Origin of the sequence: Ruminococcus sp. (genome assembly GCF_045129435.1) — a bacterium.
GTDB lineage: Bacteria > Bacillota > Clostridia > Oscillospirales > Acutalibacteraceae > Ruminococcoides.
Genome location: NZ_JBGVJL010000054.1, coordinates 14,092 through 35,586, shown reverse-complemented (window position 1 = coordinate 35,586; position 21,495 = coordinate 14,092). Strand labels below are relative to the sequence as shown.

Sequence of the window (21,495 nt, the reverse complement as noted above, 5' to 3'; positions counted from 1 at the left end):
AATTTTGTGTAAACTAAAAGTTTTGTGGGCTTTGCCCACACCCACAACCTTTGAAAAAGGTTGACTAAATTTTTGATTCGAGTATAAAGTCTGTGCTAATTCAATCAAAATTTCCCGACCGGTGTTAAACCATAATTTACCCAACTACCGAAAAAGAACCAAAATATTTAAGATAATAGAACAGGGGTGCATTTTACTGCACCCCTCAAATTACATATATTATGTTTTAAATAATGCTAAAATTATTTAGAAGCTTTCTTTCTCATAACTACGAGAAGGAGAACGCCTGCACAAGCGATGAGAGCAATACCACCGATAGTGAACATAAGTGTACCTGCACCACCGGTCTGTGGAACTGTAAGCGGATAGTCGTTTACTGTTGCACCTGAAACTTCAGCATCGTTAACTGTGATTACACCCTGATCAGAAATTACAACTGTAAATACTGATGAGTTAATGTTATAGCCTGTTGGAGCTGCTGTTTCCTTGAGGAAGTATTTATCTGCCTTAAGACCTGAGAATGAAACCACGCCATTTACTGTTTCTCTTTCAGTACCGTTTGTTGCAACTGTTGTGCAAGCTTCATCTGTGTAAAGTGTGAACTTTGCAGGTGAAGTTGTAATCAATGCACCTGTGTTACCGTTAACCTTGCTTACAGGAAGCTCGAATGTGTAAACCTTTAATACATTTGTATCTTTGCTGTCTTCTTTGCCTGCATTGTTTTTGTAAATAAGCTTAGCTACGTTTGTGTTTGTATCATCAGGATCATATCCCTTGATAGCATTATTGTTAAGCTTAGCTGTGTAAACAACCTCTACATCTGAATATGTGTAGAACTCGCTGCCATTGAGAATTGTGTTGCTTATTGTGATTGTAAGTGTATTGTTGTCTGCATTTTCACTATAAGCTACTGTGTAATCTGTTTCTTTATTAAGAACTTTCTTAATATCATTTTCCTCAGCATCTTTACCCTTAAGTGTTACTGATGCAACTTTATTAGCTGCTGAATCAAGACCCTTTGACATTGTATCTGTGATTACATATGACTGAAGCTTAAGTGAATCAGAACCGGTAATTGTGCTTGTAAGTGTAAAGCTGATGTCCTTGCCAATAAACTCACTAATCTCTGTTGCAGTTGAGGCATTTGTAAAAATCTTTGTGATCTGAGGAGTTTTGTCCTTAACCTTATTACCTGCATTTAATGTAATGCTATTCTTTATTGTACCGTCTTCTTCATCATTATAAGGTAATGCAAAAACGCTGTTTCTAACCTCTGTTACATTATCAGGAGTTTTTGTAGCCTTTACATAGTAAACGCCGGCAGGAACTGTTTGAGTTGAAGTATCAGCACCTGTAATTGTGTCAACTATAATACCGCTAAGGTCAGAGTCTGAAAGACTGTCAGCAGCTGCAAGAAGTGCTGCTGAATCAACACCTGCATTATTTACATTTGTTGTAAGAATTGATTTAATGTTATCATTCACATAACTTTTGTAAGAGAATGGTTCATTTCCACCTTCAGCAAGCTTGTAAACTGAGAATACATAGCCCTCTTTACCTGTGATTTTGTAGCTGTAGCTTGCTGCATTTGCTGCAAATGGAATCATAAGAGCAATCATCATTACTGCAAGAAAAGCAGCGAAAATTTTCTTAGTAGTTTTCATTTTTTCTTTCTCCTTTTTTGTGATAGTAATATATGTAATTTTATTCTAACCAAATGGTTAAGCTGATTAATAAGCAAAGACTTACTTTTTATTATAATAGCGAGCCTTACGCTTTTTGCGTTGCACCTTATCGTAAGCCACATAGCTTAAAACAAGAGTAGCGCCAAGACCTAATATTACAAAGCCGATAACAAAGAATATATTCATTCCGTTGCCGCTTGCATTTGGCATTATAATTAAGCCGTCAACATAACCTGCGGTAACATCAAACTTATATGTTCCATTGTCATTTATAGGGAATGTGTAATACTGAATAACACCGGTTGGGTTATAACCGTTTGCAGGTTGGTACTCAAAAAGGCAATAAACCTGCTTTTTCTGATTTCCGCTTACATAGTTGTTATCACTGCTGTTTTTATAGACAACACTATTGCCTTCTTTGGTGTAGTAGCCGCTGCCGTCTTGATATACAAGAAGGTCTTCAAAGGTTACTGTACCGTTTGAATCAGTACCACCCAAAGCTGCTCGTGACTGGTTATTTTCAATATCTGCAATTATATTGCTTAAATCCGAACTGTCAAAAACATTTTCATCAGATACCTTAATCAAAGCAAAAATTGTATCTGCAATTTTTTCGTCTGCCTGTCCCGATTTATCAACAGTAATACTTGCTTTATTTGTGGTGTTATTAAATGTCGGCTGGCTTGTCATACCATTTTTAAAGTACGAATTCTTATTGTCGTCATTTAAAAATTCCTCAGCTTTGTCGGCACTTACAATATAGTATGTCGGCTCATTTATAACAAGACTGCTTCCGTTTGCGGTTACACTCACCTCTACAAGGAAGATTCTGTGGTCAAGATTGTAAACTGCCTTTTCCTCATTTGTAGCCTTACTTGAGTAAGACTCAGTTACATAATATCTGTAGTAACCTACCTTATCAAATGTAAGATTATCAAATGATACGCTGCCATTCTGAACATTAGAAATGCTGATGTCAGTTTGGGCAGTATTGATAGAATCTATATAATTTCCACCGCCATCAGTATAAGATGTAGTCATCTTTGGAAGTCCGCTGAGAGTGTAAGTGAATTTTGAGCCGGTATAGTTTGCACCGTCAAGTGTTTTACCAACTGCAATACCGGTTTCAACAGGGTTAAGCTTATTAACTACAGCAAGCGAATTACTGCCTTCGTTAATTGTGCCTGAATATGTGCCGTTGAAAGACTGCTTAACTCCACCGGCTGTAATTGTTACAGGAACATAACCTGAGGCTGTCTGTTCTTCAAGTGTATAGGTTGCACCAACCGGAAGTCCGACAATCTCTACTGTTTCGCCCGCACCAACAGAAATGATACCGTCCTGTGTGGCTGTGTAAGTATTTCCGCCAAGTATGTACTTAACCGGATAAGCCTTTGGTGAATACTTTGAGCCATAACCGTCAAGGTCAATCAAAAGTTTAAAATCAAACTGCTGATCTGTTGTATATGGATCGCCGTTTTCATCAATCGCACTCTTTGAAAGCGAAATGCTTGATGTCTTAATTTTATTTACATAATCAAGCTCAAGTAAAGCATTTGAACTTTCATCATCGTAATCTTTCAATGCAAATTCTGACTTTGTGCCTGAATCAGATTTAATAGTTGCACCATTCTTTTTATTTACAAGCTCCCAGTTTGTTGTATATGAAAGCGGAGAAGAAATGCTTTCGTTTACTGTAATGTCTGAGCCTGTTTTGAATGTGTTATCAAAATCTGCGTTGCCTGCGTCTTTGAGTGTGAATGAACCGTTGCTGCTAAGGGTTGCATCTTCACCGTTGAGCTTATAGCCCTTACCGCTTGCATCGCTGCCATCTGTGATTGTGTAATCATAGGTTTCGTTTGCACGAAGGTCGTTTGCAATCTCTGTTACTGTGTCTGCTGTATCAAGAGATTTATTTACAGTAAGGTCATTGTTTGCAGGAGTCATTGTAAAGTCAATAGAAAGGTTTGACTCTGACTCACCACGCTCCATATAGAACACTACCATATGGTATGTCTTGTTTGGATCAAAATGTACACCGTTGTTAAAGGTTGTTTCAACTTTGCCTAAATTAGTATTATGATACTCAGCAGGATCATAATCTACTTTACTCTGCCATTGTAAAACCTTACCCTTGCAAGAAGATATATCCAAATCATTAGTTTTGTTAGTCCAGTCATTTGCACCTGTTGATTTGAAAATAACCTTGTTATAGTTGCTGTAATTTGCTAAATCAATAGTGTAGAATTTTTTACCACTAACTGTTTGCTGTGTCATTGGCAAAAGCTGAGCAGTTACACTACTATTATTACTATTCCAAATATAAGCGTAAAGCTTATCAGCATCACTCTGCATACAAAGCTGACTGTCGCTTACAGTCGGTACATTTGAAGATGAAGTTGAGTAATTAGCAAATACATTATTTGCAGTTGCTTTCATTGTAGCAAAGTTTATATTACCCTTGGTTTCCTTATGGTCACCGCCGAGGTCGAGAACCAGGTCGGCATCTGCACCTGTTGGATCTTCACCAATGTAAACCCAAATGTCATCATCACCTGTAAAGTTAAATGTTACATCATCACCGTTTGAAAGCTCGCCATTTTCAGGTACTCTGAAATCAATGTCAAGACGCATACCAAAACCATAGTCAAGCTCACTGTTACCGCCACGAGTATATGAAGAAAGCACCTTTCCGTTATACTTGCCACCTGATGTGGTAACAGCACCATAGTTTACAAGACTTGAAATTGTCAGATCATTTGATTTACCGTTCCAGTTATCTTTATTAGGCTTTAAAACACATTTTGAATAGCCGTTGTAAACACTTTTATCAACAACTATGTATTTTTCACCATCTACAGTTGTATATTCTGTAACTTCCTTTTGAATTCCGTTTCCACCGTCATTAAAGAGCCACAAATAATAGGTGTTATTGTCTGTTCTGATGTAAAACTCACCGTCAGAAGATGTTGGAGTTTTTGCATAAACATTAGTTGTATTTGTATTGTCATTTGTATTGAACGGAAAAATACCATATCCGTTCGGAGAACCGCCAAAGCTTGTAAGCTTATCCTTTACTCCGTAATAATCGCCTGCACCATAATTAATCTGCTTTGGATTCAAACCATCCCATGTAAAGTAGATATTATCAGTAGCATTTTTAGAAGTGAAAGAATACTTTGTAACTCCGTTTTCATCTGTTTCCGTACGGAATGGGAATGATGCTTTATAAACAGTAGCAACTTTCTTTCCGTTGTACTTATCAGATGAAAGGGTATTTGCATCAAAATAAGGTGCTTTAACACCATTTATTACCTGTAAATCACCGTTACTGTCAAGTTTATTATAAACAAGTCCCATTAACGATTGATAGTAGTTACCACCGCCCCACTTCATACCGTTGGAATTGTTTACTGCATAATAGTAATTATCATCGTAATTATTAATATTAGTAAGACTCTTAGCGTGATCTACAAATTTAGAATACCATTCTTCGCCTTTGTACATATTACCAAAGTAAAGTGGATACTTCCAACTGCTCTGATTCTTTTTTGCAATATTACTTATGTATGCGTTGTAATTATCAAACTGATACCAGTAATCTTCAATGCCTTTACTATAAGACGCATTTTGGAGATAACCGTCATCCTGCTCCTTATCTGACCAATAGTCAAAGTAGGTTGCATCTACACCAACAATATTAGGATTGTTTGCAAATGTATTACCAATTACCGCATCATAATTTACACTGCTTACATCTGAGCGTTTCATCCAGTTTTCGGTTGAATTAAGCATTTTATAGGTAGCTGTGTTATCATCATATGCAGATGAATATGTACCTGTCATATTGCTTGTATATGAAGTAACATTTGAACAACCGTTAAAATTATCAGGATTAACACGGAAGCAAATATTTGTATCAATCGGAATCTCACCCTTAAACATTGTGTAGCCGTTCACCTGTTCAGGTGTAAGCTCTACTGTTACAGTATAGGTTGTATTTGAAGAATTAAGCACCGCACCCACAAGGCTGTATGTTGCGTAAATTTTTGACTGGCTTTTCCAGTTGTCATTATACACATAAACAGGTCTTTTTTCTACGCCCGAACTGTTGTAAGCAAACTTGCTGAGAACAAGGTTTTCGTCCTTATCCATATAAACAGAGTCCTGAGATGAGGCTGTGTCTGAAATATCAATAGAACGAATTCTTGGATTTTCCCATCTGTTGCCACTAAAATAAGCGTAATTACCATAGTAGGCAATGATCTGGTCAGTTGTCTGGTGAACTGTTTTATCAGTATTGTTCCAGTCGCAGAAGTTAAGCTTTTTAAAGCCAACAGGAATATCAGCGTAGTAAACGCTTGAAGATGAGCTTACTTTAGTCATCTTAACTCCCGGCCATTCTGTACCAATCTGAGAAGCCGAACTGCCCTCGTAGTAATGAACATACGGGTTTGAATAATCATAACTTCCGCCGCCCTTAGAACTTACACCCTTGCTGTTAAAGAAAATACGGCTATAACCGTTTGCAACAGCATTTGTAGGCAAATCAAAGGAAGCTAATGAAAATTCAAGCTTAGCTGCACCGTTTGTACTCGGCAACACATAGGTATCACCACCATTTCTTGCCAAAACAGAACCGCTTTTTATTGAAATCCGGCTACTGTCATAAATTCTGTAGTTAACAATTTTATTTTGCCACTCAGAATTTGCGGTAGTAATAAGGTAGTAGTTACCTGAATCGGTTGCAGCCGAAACACTCAGAGATACTCCCGATACCGCACACACAGACAGCATAATAGCAAACGCCAGAAACACAGAAAAGCTTTTTTTGAAATGTTTGCATAGCTTTTTGCTGTAATACATAACTGTTTCTTCTCCTTTATTAAATTTTCAATTAATAGTATATACTTTAACTATTTAATATAACAAATATTATATAATATTTTCTTGTTCAAGAAAAGTGGCAATATAAATAAATATATCGAATATTTTTATTCATTTTTTATAAAAAGTTATGTGACAGAACAGAAACATTTTTAGCTAACCAATATTAAGCAACGACAATATTTATTGCAAATACTTTGTTTTTCTTATTTTCAAGTAAACAATTTTGTTTATTTATAGGTTTTTATTGGCATAATATTAAAATATAATTCTTATTTAAGCATTATATTCAAAAAAATTCAGCACTATGCAATATATATTATCTTGCTTTTTATTTTACCGCAAAAGTAATACCTGCACCGAAATGCAGGTATTACTAAAACATATGAGGTACTATCAAATTTTTGGTTGTAAACCTGCTGCCCAACACTTTGTCCCTCTCTCTTTAAAAAACAAAACTCCATAGTGCCGATTACTCAATTATACAACAAAATGTTAGGCAGGTAAGATTTACATTATTGTGCCAGAATATGAATTTATGAGTGCTATATGCTCGCCTATCTGAACTTTTTTCAAACCGTTGGTATCTTCTTCTCCACCAAGAGCCAACAGTGGCATATAACCAAAGCACTCTTTATACATTAAATGTCCATATTCGTTAATAGCTTTGTAATACTGATTCAGAGAGAAAAATTCATTCAAGAAGCCCTTGTCTGAAAGCCTGCTCAAGAAAAAATTAAAATCTCTCATCATCAGTTCAAATTTTCCGTAGCGATAATAAACTATACTTATGTATCCGCCACGCTCCCATGTAATAATGTCGCCAAATGCCGTAACCAAAATTGGTACAGCTACATTTGACCTGAAATACGAATCCTTTAAGCAGTCCTGATAATCTTCCGGATTAATAACCTTTATATAACCGTTCATAAAGGTACCCAAACCATAGTTTTTCCAAATTGACATCAGAGCCTCGGGGATTATATTCTTGAATTTATCAATTACCTTTTCAGTAACCCTTGCATATGATTTAAAATCATTCAAGGCAACTGTATTCAAGAGTATTCCTCCTTTTTAATTTTCAATTCGTACTGTCTGCACAGCACCGCTTTTCTTCATACATCTTACCTCAGATGTATGAAGAAGCTGTGAAGTGCCATAATCAAAACCTCTAAATACAAAACTTCTAAATGTACTTGTTTTTCCTTTATTTACCATTGTCATTATAGCACACTGATTTTAATTTGTAATAGTTTCGGCAAAAACGCATTAAAAAAAGTCAAAAGTGATGTATTTAATGTGACAAACTAAAATTTTTGTTGTATAATACCTTTTAAAGGAGGAATTTTTGTGCTAAATATTCTGCTTTGCGATGACAACAAGGAAATTCTTGAAAAAGTAAATTCACTTATACTCGCTCTTCAAAAAAATTATAAAATGCAATTCAATATAGATATGCACACATGTGGCGACTTTGTTTTTAAAAATCCACATTCATACGATATAGCCATTGTTGATATTCAGATGCCTGCGGTAAACGGACTTGAGGTTTCAGAGAGGTTAAAGCAAATTAATCCCGACATTATAATTATGATACTCACCTCCTACCCCGCTTACCTTGACAGTGCAATGAAAATACAGGTGTTCCGTTATCTTTCCAAGCCGATTGACGAGGAAAGATTTAACCGAAATTTTCTTGAGGCGGTTGAGCATTACAAGAAAATCAGTAAAAGTATAATAATAGAAAAGTACGATGAAATTTTTACAGTCAAGACAAAGGATATTTTATACATAGAAAACCGAAAACATGGTTCGCTTGTGGTTACAAAAACCAAGTCATATGAAACCAATAAAAAGCCTGCCGAATGGTACGAAATTATCAATCAGCCAAACTGCTTTGTTCAGTCGCATAAAAGTTACATTGTAAATTTGCAGAATGTGATTAACTTTGATAAATCTGCAATTACATTTCAGGGCGAAGACAAAACTATTACCGAACATATTATTTCTCAAAGAAAATATACCGAATTTCGAAAGGCTTTCTTTGATTTTGCCGGAGGTATAGTATGATTCAGTTTTGTTATGCTATGGTGTTTATATTTGAGGCGATTATATCTTATATTTTCATTTCAAATAAATACACACCAAAAACCAGTTATCCTACCATATTCTGCTTTTTTTCAACATCAGTCATTACTCAGTTTATAATTAATATAGTAAGTAACGGCAGTACAAATATTGTAGGTTTTCTTGCATGTAACTTTCTGCTCTGTATCCTATGTTTTAACGCAAATATATTACAGTCGTTTTTCACATCTGCTATTCTGACAGCCATATTGTATCTGACGAAAATGTGCATTATGTTTTCGACGGCACTTATCTTCAAAATTGACATTGATGAAACAGAAAGCAACAGCATTAACTTTGCTATACTTAACGGTTGCTTTATGCTGTTTTATTTTTTAGTTACATATATAGTTTCTAAATTTTCTATAAAAGAAAATAAAGCTGTGCTACAGCTTAATAAAACCACTCTTTTATTTTTTCTGCCTGTCACATCAATTTTGATTATGGGCGGTATGTCATATGTAGCAATACACTATGAGCTTGATATGTTTATGTATATTTTGTTTTTAGTCGGAACACTACTTTTAATGTACTCAAACATAGTGGTATTTCTTGTTCACGAAGCCGTACTTCAAACTCAGGCTGAAAACACATCACTAAAACTGCAAAAGCAAAAATCTGAGATTGATACAGAATATTATTCAATTCTGCAAAATCAATATGAAAATTCCAATATTCTTATTCACGATATAAAACGACATCTGCTTTCTATCAAGGCTCTTTCAAACGAAAAGGATTTTGAGGCTATTAATAAATACATAGATAACCTTTACGATAACTACCAAATCAAATACCTTAGAAAATACAGTGACAACAGCCTTATAAATGCGATTATGAATAGGTATGTAAATGCCTGCAAGGAAAACGGTGTTGACTTCTACTGTGATATTCGTGACATTGATTTTTCCTGTATTTCAGATAACGACATAACCGCATTGCTTGATAATCTGCTTGAAAATGCACTCGAGGCAAGTCAGAAAGCTGAAAACAAGAAAATGGAGCTTACTGTAAAGCAAACCAACACAAACTACATTGTTATAAATGTATGGAACTACTGTGCAAAAGCACCGGATATGAAGGACGGCAAGCTGCAGACAACCAAAAGCAACAAATTTATCCACGGCTACGGTATTAAAAGCATCAAGCGAATTGCCAAGCAGTACAACGGCAATGTAAGCTACAACTTTGAACCTGAGGAAATGAAGTTTTCCATTGCTGTTGTTTTAAAAATTAAATAATTATAGTGTTTATCTGCCACAAAACCGATTAATAATAAAAACTCAAAGCTTTTAGCTCCCAACCGTTACTAAATTATTGAAATCGACCGCTTCATAGTTGGGGGTAAATTATGGTTTAGCAACGGTCGGGAAATTTTGTTTGAATTATCACAGACTTTATACTCGGACATAAAAATTTGGTCAACCTTTTTCAAAGGTTGTGGGTGTGGGCAAAGCCCACAAATACTTTCGGCTTACGCAAAATTATGATAGCCAAACAGCTCGCTGTTTGGTGGCTTGAACAAAAGGGCGAAAGCCTTATAATGCGATAGCAACACAAAATAGAAAAGATATTCTTTTTCTGTTTTATAAATCATTTCTTATTAAAAGGCTGTCGCCTGTTTTGTCAAACTTTGCTTTAGCACACAAACAGCAACGCTGTTTGTGCCTGATAATTTGCAATAAACACAGCTTTTCTTGGGCGTTGCCCAAACCCACGAGCCTTTAAAAAGGCTCGACCTAAATTTTTTGTTATTTATCCGAAACTTTCCGCTAAACCATAATCTATCAATATCACCTCAAACATTAAATGCAGAACCATTTTTCATTAAGAGTCTTATTACAGGCTCTTATTTTTTACCATAAATTTGCAATGTTTAAAATAAAAATTACTGTAAAAATGCGGAATAAAAAGTACTTTAGCTCAAACAATATTAATGCAATATTTTGCAAATATTACAATTTCAGGGGAGTTTTGATATGAAGGCTACAGGTATTGTCAGAAGAATTGACGACCTCGGTCGTGTTGTTATACCAAAGGAAATCCGCCGCACTCTTCGTATTCGTGAGGGCGACCCGCTTGAAATATATACTGCCACCGACGGTGAAGTGATTTTTAAAAAATATTCGCCTGTCGGGGAACTGTCTGCTTTTGCTTCGCAATATGCAGAGGTGCTTGCAAGAGTAAGTGGATTGCCCGTAATCATATGCGACAAAGACCATGTTATTGCGGCATCAGGCGTGTCAAAGCGTGAGTTGCTCGAACGCAGGGTTTCGTCTGTTCTCGAAAATTATATGGATAACCGCAAAAGCTACACCGCCACACAGGCTACACTTAATGACATTCAGCCTGTTGAGGGCGTTGAGCACAGGGCGGCCGTCATCTACCCTATCATCGCCGCAGGTGATGTTACCGGTGCAGTTGTAATGCTTGTGGGGGAGGAAAATAAAATTCCAACCGAAACCGAAGTAAAGCTTGCACACTCAGCGGCGGCATTTCTTGGCAAACAAATGGAAGAATAACAAAATCCCCGAAAGCAAAAATTCTGCTTTCGGGGATAATACAGAGAAGATTTTAGGTATTGGTATCAGAATTTAACAGTTTCACCACAATAATTACTCTCAATTACTTTACCTGAAATATACTGCTGAATCAAAGAAATATCATTTACATCAATTTTGCCGTCTTTATTTACATCAGCAAGCATTTCATTTACTTCACCATAACCGCCGGATACATAAAGCTGCAACAAAGTTATATCTGTAGCGTCTATAAGCTTATCGTCATTTATATCGCCAATTAAATGTTCAGCCTTAGCAGGGCAGTAATTTACTGTGATTTTCATATCTTCACAATCAGCTTTAAGCTTAAACGTGCAAACGCCATTATCATTCAGGTCAAAATCAACCGCATTGCCATTTACAAAAATACTTTCAACCTCAAAGCCGTCATTCGGTGTTACTGTATAGGTGTTTTCAACGCTATACACAGTTGTTGGTGGGAAATTCACAACACCGTTGTCTGATTTTTCAACCTCAACATTATTCACAAGCTTATTGATTATTTTATCGGCAATATGCTTATGACCTGCCGCTGTCGGGTGTGGGTTAAAGTTATTCTCATTAGGAATATCATAAATATCAATATAAGGTACGCCATAGCTTTCGGCATAATCGGAAATAGTGCTGTTGAAGTAAGCTACAGCATCAAGAGCAGGCTCACCAAGCAAAAGGTGCATAAGCGGATACTGAATTTCAGCAAGTATTCTCTGCAAAATAGAATTAAGCTTATCTTTACAATTTGATAATGACGCTCTCGTCATTTCAGAACCATTCTTGGTTGTTTTATCAAATCTTTCAAGCTCAGCAACAGCTCTGTCAAATCTGTCACAGCCTGCCTCAATTTCTTCTGTACTCGGCTCAGCGGAGTTTGCCGATACACTGCCGTCATCACCTGCTTTACAGCCAAAAACTTCATCAAAAATTATTGCAATAATATCCTTTGTAACTGTTGGAATATCATAGGTTTTTCCGTCACATTCATATGATGTGCCAAACGGAGCAAAGCTACCAATAAAGGCAAAATCGACATCAGGATTAAGCTCTATAATGTCGTCAACAATCACCTTGAAATTATCTGTTGCAGTGTGAGCAAATTCATCAAGTATTGTCTTTACATTATCCGTCTGCATAAACTGCATTAATTCTACAACATCTTCAACATTAATGTCATCTTTATAATATTTTATCTGCTTTTCAAGCGTAGCTTTTACCGAGTCCATTGAGTTGCCACACATTAGCGAGAACAATGACTGCCACACCATATACACAACAGGGTTTGCCAGATTATCGTAATACATTGTGCCGTCAACATAATTTACTGTGTAATCATCACCAAGTCCGAGCTGATTAATTGCAAACATAAGCTGTTCAAGTAAATCATTTGCACCCACATTTACAGAAACAAGGTCAGCCTTTGAAAGCTCCTGTACATATAAATCGTGGTATTTGTAGTTCTCACCTGTAATTCTTGCCACCCAGGTATTTTCAAAATAGTTTTCAAATGATTCATCAAATTTTTCATACCAGTTTAAAAATTCATCATAGGTTTTCCACGATAATCCGTATGACATTCTCAAAGTCTTGGCAACCTCTGAATCCGAATTTTCAGCATACTCATCACAAAGTGCCTTAACTTTTTCTTTGTGTTGAATTTTATATGCCTGAGGATCTGCTTCATAAGCTAAGCATTCGTTTTCATACCTTGCAACAAACATCTGATAAAACAAATCAGCTATGTGATCTTCGTCATTAATTGTGCCGATATAATCCTTTGTCATAAATGAACAAGTGCCCATATTTGACCAATCAAAAGAAATATCGGTATCTTTAAGACTTTCTTCAAAAGCATCGGCAACCAAAGCAGGATAACAGTCAATCGGAGAATTTTTATAATTTCTATCAACATACATACTTTGAAAATTCTTTGTGTTAAATTCGACACTATCCTGCACGCCAAATCCGGCGGCTACGCTGTCGCCAAGTGCGACATAATAGAATGACTTTGCATTTGTGTTGTCTGACTCAACAGCAAATGCAGGCACACATACCTGAGAAGCAAGAACCGCCGCCAACGCAGTGGCACCGGCAGTTTTAAATACTTTGGAAATATTTTTCATAACATCCAACCTTTCATTTATATATTTGCAAGCAAAAAGATTAAACGCAAACCCTGTTGCTCATAATTTCTTCTGCCTGTTTTTCAAGCTTTTTATAATCAATCTTGCCAATTCCCGTGTAAGGCAAGCTTTCAACCGTTTTGTAGCCAACCGGCAATGTGTATTCTGCAAGCTCATTTTTACATAGTTCTTCAAGCTCAGTTTCGGCATTTTCAACGCTGTTTGTCATATCATTTTTCCACACAACAAAGAGGAACGGTAAATTACCCTGCAAATGCTCTCTGTCCTTAACTGCAACCACAGAGCAAAACTCAACATCATTGTGTGTACTGACTACATCTTCAATCGAGGTTGAATATACCTTGAAACCGTCATGGCGAATAATTACTCGCTTGATTCTCGATTTTAAAAACAGATACCCGTCCTCGTCCATACTGCCGATGTCACCTGTATGAATCCACACCCTGCCGTCACTATGAATTTTCATAATATTAGCGGTTTCCGCCGGTTTTCCATAATAGCCGAGCATGGTATTAGGCCCAGTTATGCAGATTTCACCCTCCTGATTATATGAAAGCTCCTCATTTGTATTCGGCTTAAAAATTGAAACCGTTGTAAAGCAAAGCGGAAAGCCCACACTTCCAACCTTGTTATTATTCCCCATACAGGTTGTAGCGGTGGACGATACCTCTGTCATACCATAGCCCTTACAAACCGGATATTTACAGCCATGTGCTTTCAAAAACTCGTTGACCTCATTTTCAACGCCAACGCTCATAGAGTCACCTCCTACACCCGAGGTGAGTAAAAATGATAAATCAGCATTTGCAAGTTTTGGTGACTTGATAATAGTCTGATAATGCAAAGGAACACCCGCCATATGGTTTGGCTTATGTTTGAGAATAAGTGAAGCAAGCTTATCATTTTCGACATTTGGCACAAGAATGGACCTTACACCCTGCGAAAGCGGAGTGTGTACTCCGCAAGCAAAGCCATAAGCAATGAATGGTGGCATTACATCAAGAAATTTTTGATTTCGTTCAAAACCGTTAATTCCGTACTGCACAGCCAGAGCATTAAGCGACCTTGCACTCAGCATTACACACTTTGGTGTTCCTGTTGTACCGCCGGTATGCAAAATAATTGCAGGTGAATCGTGATTGTAATTCTCATTATCATCAAAACTTTTTGCTTTATCACCCATTGCAAAAAAGTCGCACCACCTGATTATATTGCTTTCATATTCGTTCTTATCCGGTGTGCTGAATTTATACAAAATCTTTGCAATACCTTTAAGTGAATCGGACGGCGAAACCACAATAACCTTATTTACATCTGTACCTTTAACTGCTTTTTTAATCTTTGGATATGCAACATCTAATGTACATACTATTTCAGAATTAACTTCTTCTATGTAATGGTGTATTCCTTTGGAGCTTGTTCGAGGATCAACCATATTAGGTGTAGCACCAATGAGGTCGAGTGCATAAAAAATATAGACTATTTCAGGTGTCATCACCGAACAGATGGTAACAATATCACCCTTTTTCACACCAAGCTTAATGCAGGCATCTGCTGTTTGATTGATATTGTTAAAAAATTGTGCAAAGGTAACGGTATTTCCAAAATACTCAAGTGCAATGTCCTCCATATGCCCCTCATTGCTACGCTTTAAAAAGCAGTTAAGCGAGCAGTCAATGAGTGAAATGTCGGGAATACCATTTGGATACAGCTTTAACCACGGTTTTTCAACTGACGGTTTTCGTTTGATAGAGGTGATATTCATAAAAGCATCATCCTTTCTGATACACATAAATCAAGTCTAATATCACAACAAAACATTAAATCGTGCGTGTTTTTAATAAACAAATAAATTATTCTAATATTTTATTGTTATTATATTTCATCATCATTTGAAATTTCAAGCAAATTGCACGAATTGTATATAATTCGACACAAACGGTTGTTTTAATACTAATTTGTTATAACTAAAAACTACTCATTAAATTTTGCCTTTGAATTATACTTCATCGCTTTTGCAAAACCAACACTTAACTGTCGAAATATAAATTAAAGCAATATTTGTGTATTTTTAATAAAATTAAAGTAAAAGCATTATTTCATTATGGTTTCAAAAATCACAATACAAATTATTTTTATAAAGTTTACAAAAAATAAAAAATATTGGCAAAATTTTGAGTTTATCGTAATATTGCAAAATAATAAAAACGGCTTATAATAGAATTTGGAAAAATTGGAATTACTCAAAATTTTAGATGAGTGGGGATTAATTTGGAAAAATCGAATACCGAGCGACTATCATACATTGATGTTTCAAGAGGGTTTGTCATTATATTAATGTTGATAGGTCACTCAAACGCACCCGATCCGCTTGTAAAGGCTATTTTCGGGTTTCATATGCCGTTCTTCTTCATACTCTCAGGTTTTCTTTACAACAGAGAAAAATGGTCAAATCTTGGCTTTAAAAAGCTTTTTGTATCAAGATTTAAGGCATACATTATGCCATACTTTATATTGGCATTTTTTAATCTCTTGATAAACATACCTATCGAGCAGTTCAAGGGTATAAGCGGACAAGATCTGGTTGACTCAACATTAAACCATCTGCAATGGATATTCTACTCCTGGGGTGCTATTGATAAAATGCCGAACTGCACACCGCTGTGGTTTTTGCCCTGTATGTTTTTATGCAGTATTGGATTTTACTTTCTGCAAAAAATCAAGCGTCCGCTAATTCAGACAATAGTTTGTGCAGTTTGCGTGATATTTGACTACATCCTGTTTCTGTCAGTAGAAATTCAGCTTCCTTGGCATATAAATGTGGCATTAGTCGGTATAAGCTTTATGTTCATAGGCTACAAGGTTAGAAAATCCGGCTTTCTCAAAAACATAAACCACAGCTTTACTTTTATTGCTTCAATGATAGCAACAGGCACAGTCTGCATTATTACAAACCCAAGGGTTGACCTTTGCAACAACTCTCTTAACAATGCTTTTCTCACCTACTTAGGCTCAATTACTGTGTCACTTGTCATTCTTTACATCTGCTATAAATACGCATACGGTTTTACATTCTTGGCCTTTTTAGGCAAGAACACTATAATAATTATGGCATTAAATTATGCTATAAATAGTTATTCAAACCGCATTTGGAGCATTATTTCGATATTACAAAACATCAGCTATTGCTGGTGGATAATGACAATAGTTGACATTTTGGCTTGCTCGGGTTTAATACTGCTATGGTGCAAGCTAAAGAAAACCTTCCCTGCACTTAAACATCTTCATATATAGCTAAGCTTTGTCCCATTACCAATTAAAACAGTGGTAATGGGATTTTTTCTTACAAAAACATACCATTGCTTTCTATGTTTGCACAAAACTCTCTACCCATTACACAAACATACAACTACCTATATATAGTCAATTTTACCCATTACACAAACTTTTAACATTAAAAAAATTAAAGCTGAGATTACATTGTGCAAAAAATTTTTTTGCTGTATTCTTATAGCACAACAAAATCTGCTGTGCCGGCAAATGCAGAAAGTTGAATATTTTTTAAGGAGATTTATTTATGCTTACTTGTTTAGGACATTCAGGATTTTATGAGGAATATGAATATTTTGATATTGCCGATATAATATATACCGAGCTTAAAGAAAATGTTTTTGGCAACAGTGAAATGGAAATCGGTGAATTTGTTTCAATGAAATTTAAAGGCATTGACCCTTACGAGGGTGTAGATTTAGATTCAATACTAACATTGCCCGAAACAAATATATTATGGAGAAAATCAAATACATTTGTAAGCGACGAGCTTCTCAGTACAGTTTTATACACATATGCAAGTCAGTTTTTCGGAGCTGTGGAGTATGAGGTATATCCTAAGTACTATCCTAAGTACTATGATTCTGTTTTTAAAAATTTTAATCGAGTAAAGCAGGCAGATGCTATTGCAAAGCTTTTTGATGAAGAAACCTTTTCTAACTATTTGAGTGCTCTTCCTTACGAAAGTGAAATGGAATGGCTTCCTGTTATTTTCAGGTTTGGCAGTGATGAGCTTATAGAACAAGCAATAGACTATATTTTGGACAACGAGGATTTAAAATTTAACAACTTTTCAAAGGAGAACTTTATCGTTGAATTGCTCTGTCTGAGTGACAGCGAACAATCAGCCCTAACAAAAGAGGCTTTGCTTTACAGTCTTGACTATGATTGCAATGACTGCGAAATTACCGAAGTGGAAGACGAAGATTTGTACAGCTTTTCAGAAAAAGAGTTAACTGAATATTTAAGAAACTTCTGATTTAAACTTTTTTAAAGCTCAAAAATCAGCGAAAACAATATTTTTTCATTGCAAATAAAAATATTATGATTGCTGTTTTTAGAAGCTAAATTCTATGTGCATTTTGCAAAGTTTTTGTCGCTAAAAATACGCTATATTTTCGAAAAATTAGCAATTTACTTTTTTACTCTGTTGTGCTATAATTCATACGAAATTAAGGATATTGTAGTTTAAATTTATTTTATGCAATAATTTTTAACAAAGAAGTGTGAATATATATGGCTAATTCAAAGTCTGTACGAAATCTGACACAGGGTAAAATATTCAGTCAGATTTTATTTTTTGCAATTCCGGTAATTATCGGAAATCTGCTGCAGGAATTATACAATGTTGTTGACACCCTCATAGTCGGACAAACGCTTGGTGAAATAAAGCTTGCGGCGGTAGGCTCTACAAGCTCACTTAACTTTTTTGCTCTCGGCTTTTTTATCGGTCTGTCAGCAGGCTGTTCGGTAATCACCTCTCAGCACTTTGGTGCAGGCAATATACATCAGGTTAAAAAGAGTGTTGCCACACACATTTTGATTGGCGTTGTTGGCTCATTGGTACTGACTGTTGCATTTGTATTTCTGGTTAATCCGTTTCTTACTATGCTTGGCACAACCAAAGAAACCTTTGACTACGCAAGCAGATACCTTACAATCATTTATCTGGGAATACCGGCAACAATGCTTTACAACCTCACCGCCTCTCTGCTGAGGTCTGTGGGCGACAGCAAAACTCCGCTTTATCTTTTACTGTTTTCATCGGTTCTCAATGTCGGACTTGACCTGCTTTTCATAATTGTATTCAAATGGGATGTGGCAGGTGCGGCAATCGCAACTGTAATTTCTCAGCTTATATCCGCTGTGCTCTGCTGTGTTTACATCTGTTTTAAGGTAAAGCTTCTCTTGCCAACAAAAGAAAGCTTTAGGGACATAAGAAAAATGATTTTTGACGAGCTTAAAGTTGGCTGCCCAATGGGCCTGCAAAACTCGGTTATCTCAATCGGAATGATGGTTTTACAGTATTTCGTAAATCAGTTTGGTTCATATGCCGTTGCCGCTTACACCATTGGCAACAGAGTGCAGTTACTAATACAAAATCCTATGAACTCAATGAGTACGGTAATTGCTACCTTTGCAGGACAAAACGAGGGTGCCGGCAAGTATGACAGAATCAAAAAAGGCGTAAATTACTGCCTTATCCTATGCATTGTATATTCAATAATTGTAGGTACATTGTCAATGCTCTTTGCCACTCAGATTACAGGCATATTTACAAGTGGCAGCTCTCAGCAAACAATAGATTATGCCGTACAGTTCATATTCTGGAACTGCCCGTTTGAATGGTCGCTTGGTATGCTGTTTATTTATCGTGGTACAATTCAGGGACTAAAGAACGGCATTATCCCGATGATTGGCTCATTAATTGAAGTGCTGATGAGAATATGCACACCGATTATTTTAAGCTCGCTTATCGGATATGCGTCAATATGCGTGGCAGGCCCTGCCGCTTGGACTGCAAGTATGCTTTTAATGCTCGTAGTTTATTATGTAAAAATGAAAGGCTTTTCAAAGAAAGCACTCGCATAAAAACAAGGGAACTTTTCACTGAGAAGTTCCCTTTTACTTTTTTATTGACAGAAATTTTTCATTGCTATAAAATTATAAATGGTGATACTATGAAAATTGAAACTGAAAGGCTCTTTCTTCGTGAGCTAACTAATAAAGATTTTAACGCTTTATATAAGGTGTTGGCGGATTCTGACATTATGCAGCACTACCCCTACACTTTTGATGAAAGCAGAGTACAAAACTGGATAAACAGGAGCATTGAGCGTTACAATATTTTTGGCTTTGGTCTGTGGGCTGTCTGCCTGAAAAACACAGGTGAAATGATTGGCGACTGCGGACTTACAATGCAAATGATTAATAATCAGATAAAGCCTGAAATCGGCTATCATTTAAGAAAAGATATGCAGCACAAAGGCTTTGCAAAAGAAGCAAGCCTTGCAGTAAGAGATTGGGCATTTACAAACACACCGTTTAATACTATTTATTCTTATATGAAAAAGTCTAATACTGCTTCTGTTGCTACTGCTGTTTCATACGGATGTACAAAAGTTGATGAATACACAGACGAAGAAAACGAAACCACAGTTGTATATGCAATTACGAGAGATGAGTGGGAAAATTATGAACAAAGAATGGTCAGAATTAAACAAACAAATGCAGGAGCAACTAAAGCATAAAGATACTTTTGAAAGCGGAATTGTGACCTTGCTTGAGCTTAGAAACTCACTTTTTAAGTCATTGTCAGAATTAAAAGCGACTCTTAGCAATGAACAATTTTCAGAAATGCCCTTTGCTAATGCCAAAGGTTACCACAACAAAACAATAGCATATTCAATCTGGCACATAGCAAGAATTGAAGATATTGTGGCTCATACGATAATTACCGCTGATAGGCAAGTGCTTTTCAGCGGTGATTGGCAAACAAAAATTCACTCGCCAATAATCACTACCGGCAATGAGCTTGTCACAGATGAGATTAAAGAATTTTCACAACAGCTTAACATTGACGCTTTGTATGAATACGCAAAAGCAGTTAAGGCCACAACCGAAAAGCTGTTAAAAACCTTGAGCTTTGCCGATTTAAAAATCAAAATATCTCCAAAAGCAAGACAAAGAGTAATTGACTGCCGTTGCGTGAGTTATGACGAAAATGCTGTCTGGCTGATTGACTACTGGTGCAGTAAAAATATAAAAGGTCTGATTCAAATGCCTTTTTCAAGACACCTTATAATGCACATTGAAGCGTCAATAAGGATTGCGGATAGGCTATGCAAAAATCAGAACCGTAATTTTTCATAAATTTTATCCAAAATATTGCAAATTAATGCACAGTATGTTATAATCAAATCAATAAAAAGTTGACTAAGCTTTTTGCTTTTTCATAAATATTTTTCTGAAGGAGATTAGTGTTTGACTAAAACTAACGCAATAGTAATAGTAGCATAATCGGGAGGTTTGCTACTTTTACCCACAAACCTCCCAAAAGGTTTTTGATTTTACTTTTTGGAGGATTATGCTCTATGAATAGAGAAAATAAGAAAAAGTCATATAAAAAAGGTTATTATAAATCACACGCTTGCAATGAAAGTTTTACTTGCAAGGTATGCGGAAGACTTGTTGTACCAAACGGTGCAGGAAGCGACCATCGCAACCATTGCCCCTATTGCTTATCGAGCCAACACCTTGACATTGAGCCGGGCGACAGAATGGCTGACTGCGGAGGCACAATGGAGCCTGTTGCAGTATGGGTACGCAAAAACGGCGAATGGGCAATCATTCACCGCTGTAAGATATGCGGTGCGTTAAGTTCAAACAGAATTGCCGCTGACGACAATCCTATGAAGCTTATGTCCATTGCAATGAAGCCTGTATCAGCTCCACCCTTTCCTCTCGAAAAAATTGAGGAAATGACTAAGCTTATGGGCGGTGACGGCGAGTTAAAGTGGTAATAATCTGATTGCAAAACAATAGGACTCCTTGCCTTTCGGTGAGGAGTCTTATATCTTCTATGCCAATAGTTTGGGAAATTATGGTTTAGCAGAAAGTTTCGGATAAATAACAAAAAATTTATGTCAAGCCTTTTTAAAGGCTTGCGGGTATGGGCAGAGCCCATAAAATCTTTCAACATAACAATTTATCAGGCACAAACAGCATAGCTGTTTGCGTGCTAAGACTAAGTTTGTTAAAACAGGCGGT

The 21,495-nt window shown here is 36.2% G+C and carries 15 protein-coding genes; 9 read left to right on the top strand and 6 right to left on the bottom strand.

The genetic code is table 11. The features are described from left to right. Positions 1-242: 242 nt before the first annotated feature. The 4 genes from ACJMMI_RS02790 to ACJMMI_RS02775 form a co-directional block, all read right to left on the bottom strand. The gene (locus ACJMMI_RS02790; protein ID WP_405353297.1) at positions 243-1,664 is read right to left on the bottom strand and encodes a SpaH/EbpB family LPXTG-anchored major pilin; all 1,422 of its coding nucleotides are present in this window, start codon (positions 1,662-1,664) and stop codon (positions 243-245) included. Between the two features lie 81 nt (positions 1,665-1,745). Next, on the bottom strand, positions 1,746-6,551 hold the full coding sequence (locus ACJMMI_RS02785) for a DUF5979 domain-containing protein (protein ID WP_405353295.1): 4,806 nt from the start codon (positions 6,549-6,551) through the stop codon (positions 1,746-1,748). 531 nt (positions 6,552-7,082) lie between these two features. Continuing rightward, positions 7,083-7,631, bottom strand: a complete 549-nt coding sequence (locus ACJMMI_RS02780; RefSeq protein ID WP_405353293.1) for a T6SS immunity protein Tdi1 domain-containing protein — start codon at positions 7,629-7,631, stop codon at positions 7,083-7,085. 15 nt (positions 7,632-7,646) lie between these two features. Continuing rightward, positions 7,647-7,796, bottom strand: coding sequence for a hypothetical protein (locus ACJMMI_RS02775; protein ID WP_405353290.1), 150 nt, complete (start codon positions 7,794-7,796; stop codon positions 7,647-7,649). Positions 7,797-7,922: 126 nt separating this feature from the next. On the opposite strand from ACJMMI_RS02775, the gene ACJMMI_RS02770 reads away from it, so the two are divergent. From ACJMMI_RS02770 to ACJMMI_RS02760, 3 genes are all read left to right on the top strand, one after another. Further along, positions 7,923-8,642 (top strand): LytR/AlgR family response regulator transcription factor, encoded by a 720-nt coding sequence (locus tag ACJMMI_RS02770; protein ID WP_405353288.1) that lies wholly within the window; start codon positions 7,923-7,925, stop codon positions 8,640-8,642. Beyond that, positions 8,639-9,937, top strand: coding sequence for a sensor histidine kinase (locus tag ACJMMI_RS02765; RefSeq protein ID WP_405353286.1), 1,299 nt, complete (start codon positions 8,639-8,641; stop codon positions 9,935-9,937). Before ACJMMI_RS02770 ends, ACJMMI_RS02765 begins: the two co-directional genes overlap by 4 nt. Before the next feature lie 738 nt (positions 9,938-10,675). After that, positions 10,676-11,218: a stage V sporulation T C-terminal domain-containing protein gene (locus ACJMMI_RS02760; protein ID WP_405353284.1), complete on the top strand. Its 543-nt coding sequence runs from the start codon at positions 10,676-10,678 to the stop codon at positions 11,216-11,218. 65 nt (positions 11,219-11,283) lie between these two features. Here the strand turns inward: ACJMMI_RS02760 and ACJMMI_RS02755 are convergent, their stop codons facing one another. Next, complete coding sequence (locus tag ACJMMI_RS02755; RefSeq protein ID WP_405353282.1) at positions 11,284-13,374, bottom strand: dockerin type I domain-containing protein; 2,091 nt, start codon at positions 13,372-13,374, stop codon at positions 11,284-11,286. A gap of 40 nt (positions 13,375-13,414) precedes the next feature. Further along, entirely contained in the window at positions 13,415-15,160 is a 1,746-nt protein-coding gene (locus ACJMMI_RS02750; protein WP_405353280.1) for an AMP-binding protein, read from the bottom strand. Positions 15,161-15,666: 506 nt separating this feature from the next. Between ACJMMI_RS02750 and ACJMMI_RS02745 the strand changes: the two genes are divergently transcribed. The 6 genes from ACJMMI_RS02745 (at position 15,667) to ACJMMI_RS02720 (ending at position 21,248) form a co-directional block, all read left to right on the top strand. Beyond that, positions 15,667-16,689, top strand: coding sequence for an acyltransferase family protein (locus ACJMMI_RS02745; RefSeq protein WP_405353277.1), 1,023 nt, complete (start codon positions 15,667-15,669; stop codon positions 16,687-16,689). A 283-nt stretch (positions 16,690-16,972) separates the two neighbouring features. Next, positions 16,973-17,704 (top strand): hypothetical protein, encoded by a 732-nt coding sequence (locus tag ACJMMI_RS02740; RefSeq protein ID WP_405353274.1) that lies wholly within the window; start codon positions 16,973-16,975, stop codon positions 17,702-17,704. Positions 17,705-17,961: 257 nt separating this feature from the next. Then, complete coding sequence (locus ACJMMI_RS02735; protein WP_405353271.1) at positions 17,962-19,317, top strand: MATE family efflux transporter; 1,356 nt, start codon at positions 17,962-17,964, stop codon at positions 19,315-19,317. An 89-nt stretch (positions 19,318-19,406) separates the two neighbouring features. Further along, on the top strand, positions 19,407-19,976 hold the full coding sequence (locus ACJMMI_RS02730) for a GNAT family N-acetyltransferase (RefSeq protein ID WP_405353268.1): 570 nt from the start codon (positions 19,407-19,409) through the stop codon (positions 19,974-19,976). After that, positions 19,921-20,598, top strand: a complete 678-nt coding sequence (locus tag ACJMMI_RS02725; protein ID WP_405353266.1) for a phage head-tail adapter protein — start codon at positions 19,921-19,923, stop codon at positions 20,596-20,598. Before ACJMMI_RS02730 ends, ACJMMI_RS02725 begins: the two co-directional genes overlap by 56 nt. 221 nt (positions 20,599-20,819) lie before the next feature. Then, positions 20,820-21,248, top strand: coding sequence for an RNHCP domain-containing protein (locus ACJMMI_RS02720; RefSeq protein ID WP_405353264.1), 429 nt, complete (start codon positions 20,820-20,822; stop codon positions 21,246-21,248). Positions 21,249-21,495 lie beyond the last annotated feature (247 nt).

Excerpts from the sequence above, each read along its gene's own strand:
- ACJMMI_RS02760 (WP_405353284.1), top strand. The coding sequence starts at position 10,676 with ATGAAGGCTACAGGTATTGTCAGAAGAATTGACGACCTCGGTCGTGTT.
- ACJMMI_RS02750 (WP_405353280.1), bottom strand. The coding sequence starts at position 15,160 with ATGAATATCACCTCTATCAAACGAAAACCGTCAGTTGAAAAACCGTGG.
- ACJMMI_RS02740 (WP_405353274.1), top strand. The coding sequence starts at position 16,973 with ATGCTTACTTGTTTAGGACATTCAGGATTTTATGAGGAATATGAATAT.
- ACJMMI_RS02755 (WP_405353282.1), bottom strand. The coding sequence starts at position 13,374 with ATGAAAAATATTTCCAAAGTATTTAAAACTGCCGGTGCCACTGCGTTG.
- ACJMMI_RS02735 (WP_405353271.1), top strand. The coding sequence starts at position 17,962 with ATGGCTAATTCAAAGTCTGTACGAAATCTGACACAGGGTAAAATATTC.
- ACJMMI_RS02725 (WP_405353266.1), top strand. The coding sequence starts at position 19,921 with ATGAACAAAGAATGGTCAGAATTAAACAAACAAATGCAGGAGCAACTA.
- ACJMMI_RS02790 (WP_405353297.1), bottom strand. The coding sequence starts at position 1,664 with ATGAAAACTACTAAGAAAATTTTCGCTGCTTTTCTTGCAGTAATGATG.
- ACJMMI_RS02765 (WP_405353286.1), top strand. The coding sequence starts at position 8,639 with ATGATTCAGTTTTGTTATGCTATGGTGTTTATATTTGAGGCGATTATA.
- ACJMMI_RS02720 (WP_405353264.1), top strand. The coding sequence starts at position 20,820 with ATGAATAGAGAAAATAAGAAAAAGTCATATAAAAAAGGTTATTATAAA.
- ACJMMI_RS02785 (WP_405353295.1), bottom strand. The coding sequence starts at position 6,551 with ATGTATTACAGCAAAAAGCTATGCAAACATTTCAAAAAAAGCTTTTCT.
- ACJMMI_RS02775 (WP_405353290.1), bottom strand. The coding sequence starts at position 7,796 with ATGACAATGGTAAATAAAGGAAAAACAAGTACATTTAGAAGTTTTGTA.
- ACJMMI_RS02730 (WP_405353268.1), top strand. The coding sequence starts at position 19,407 with ATGAAAATTGAAACTGAAAGGCTCTTTCTTCGTGAGCTAACTAATAAA.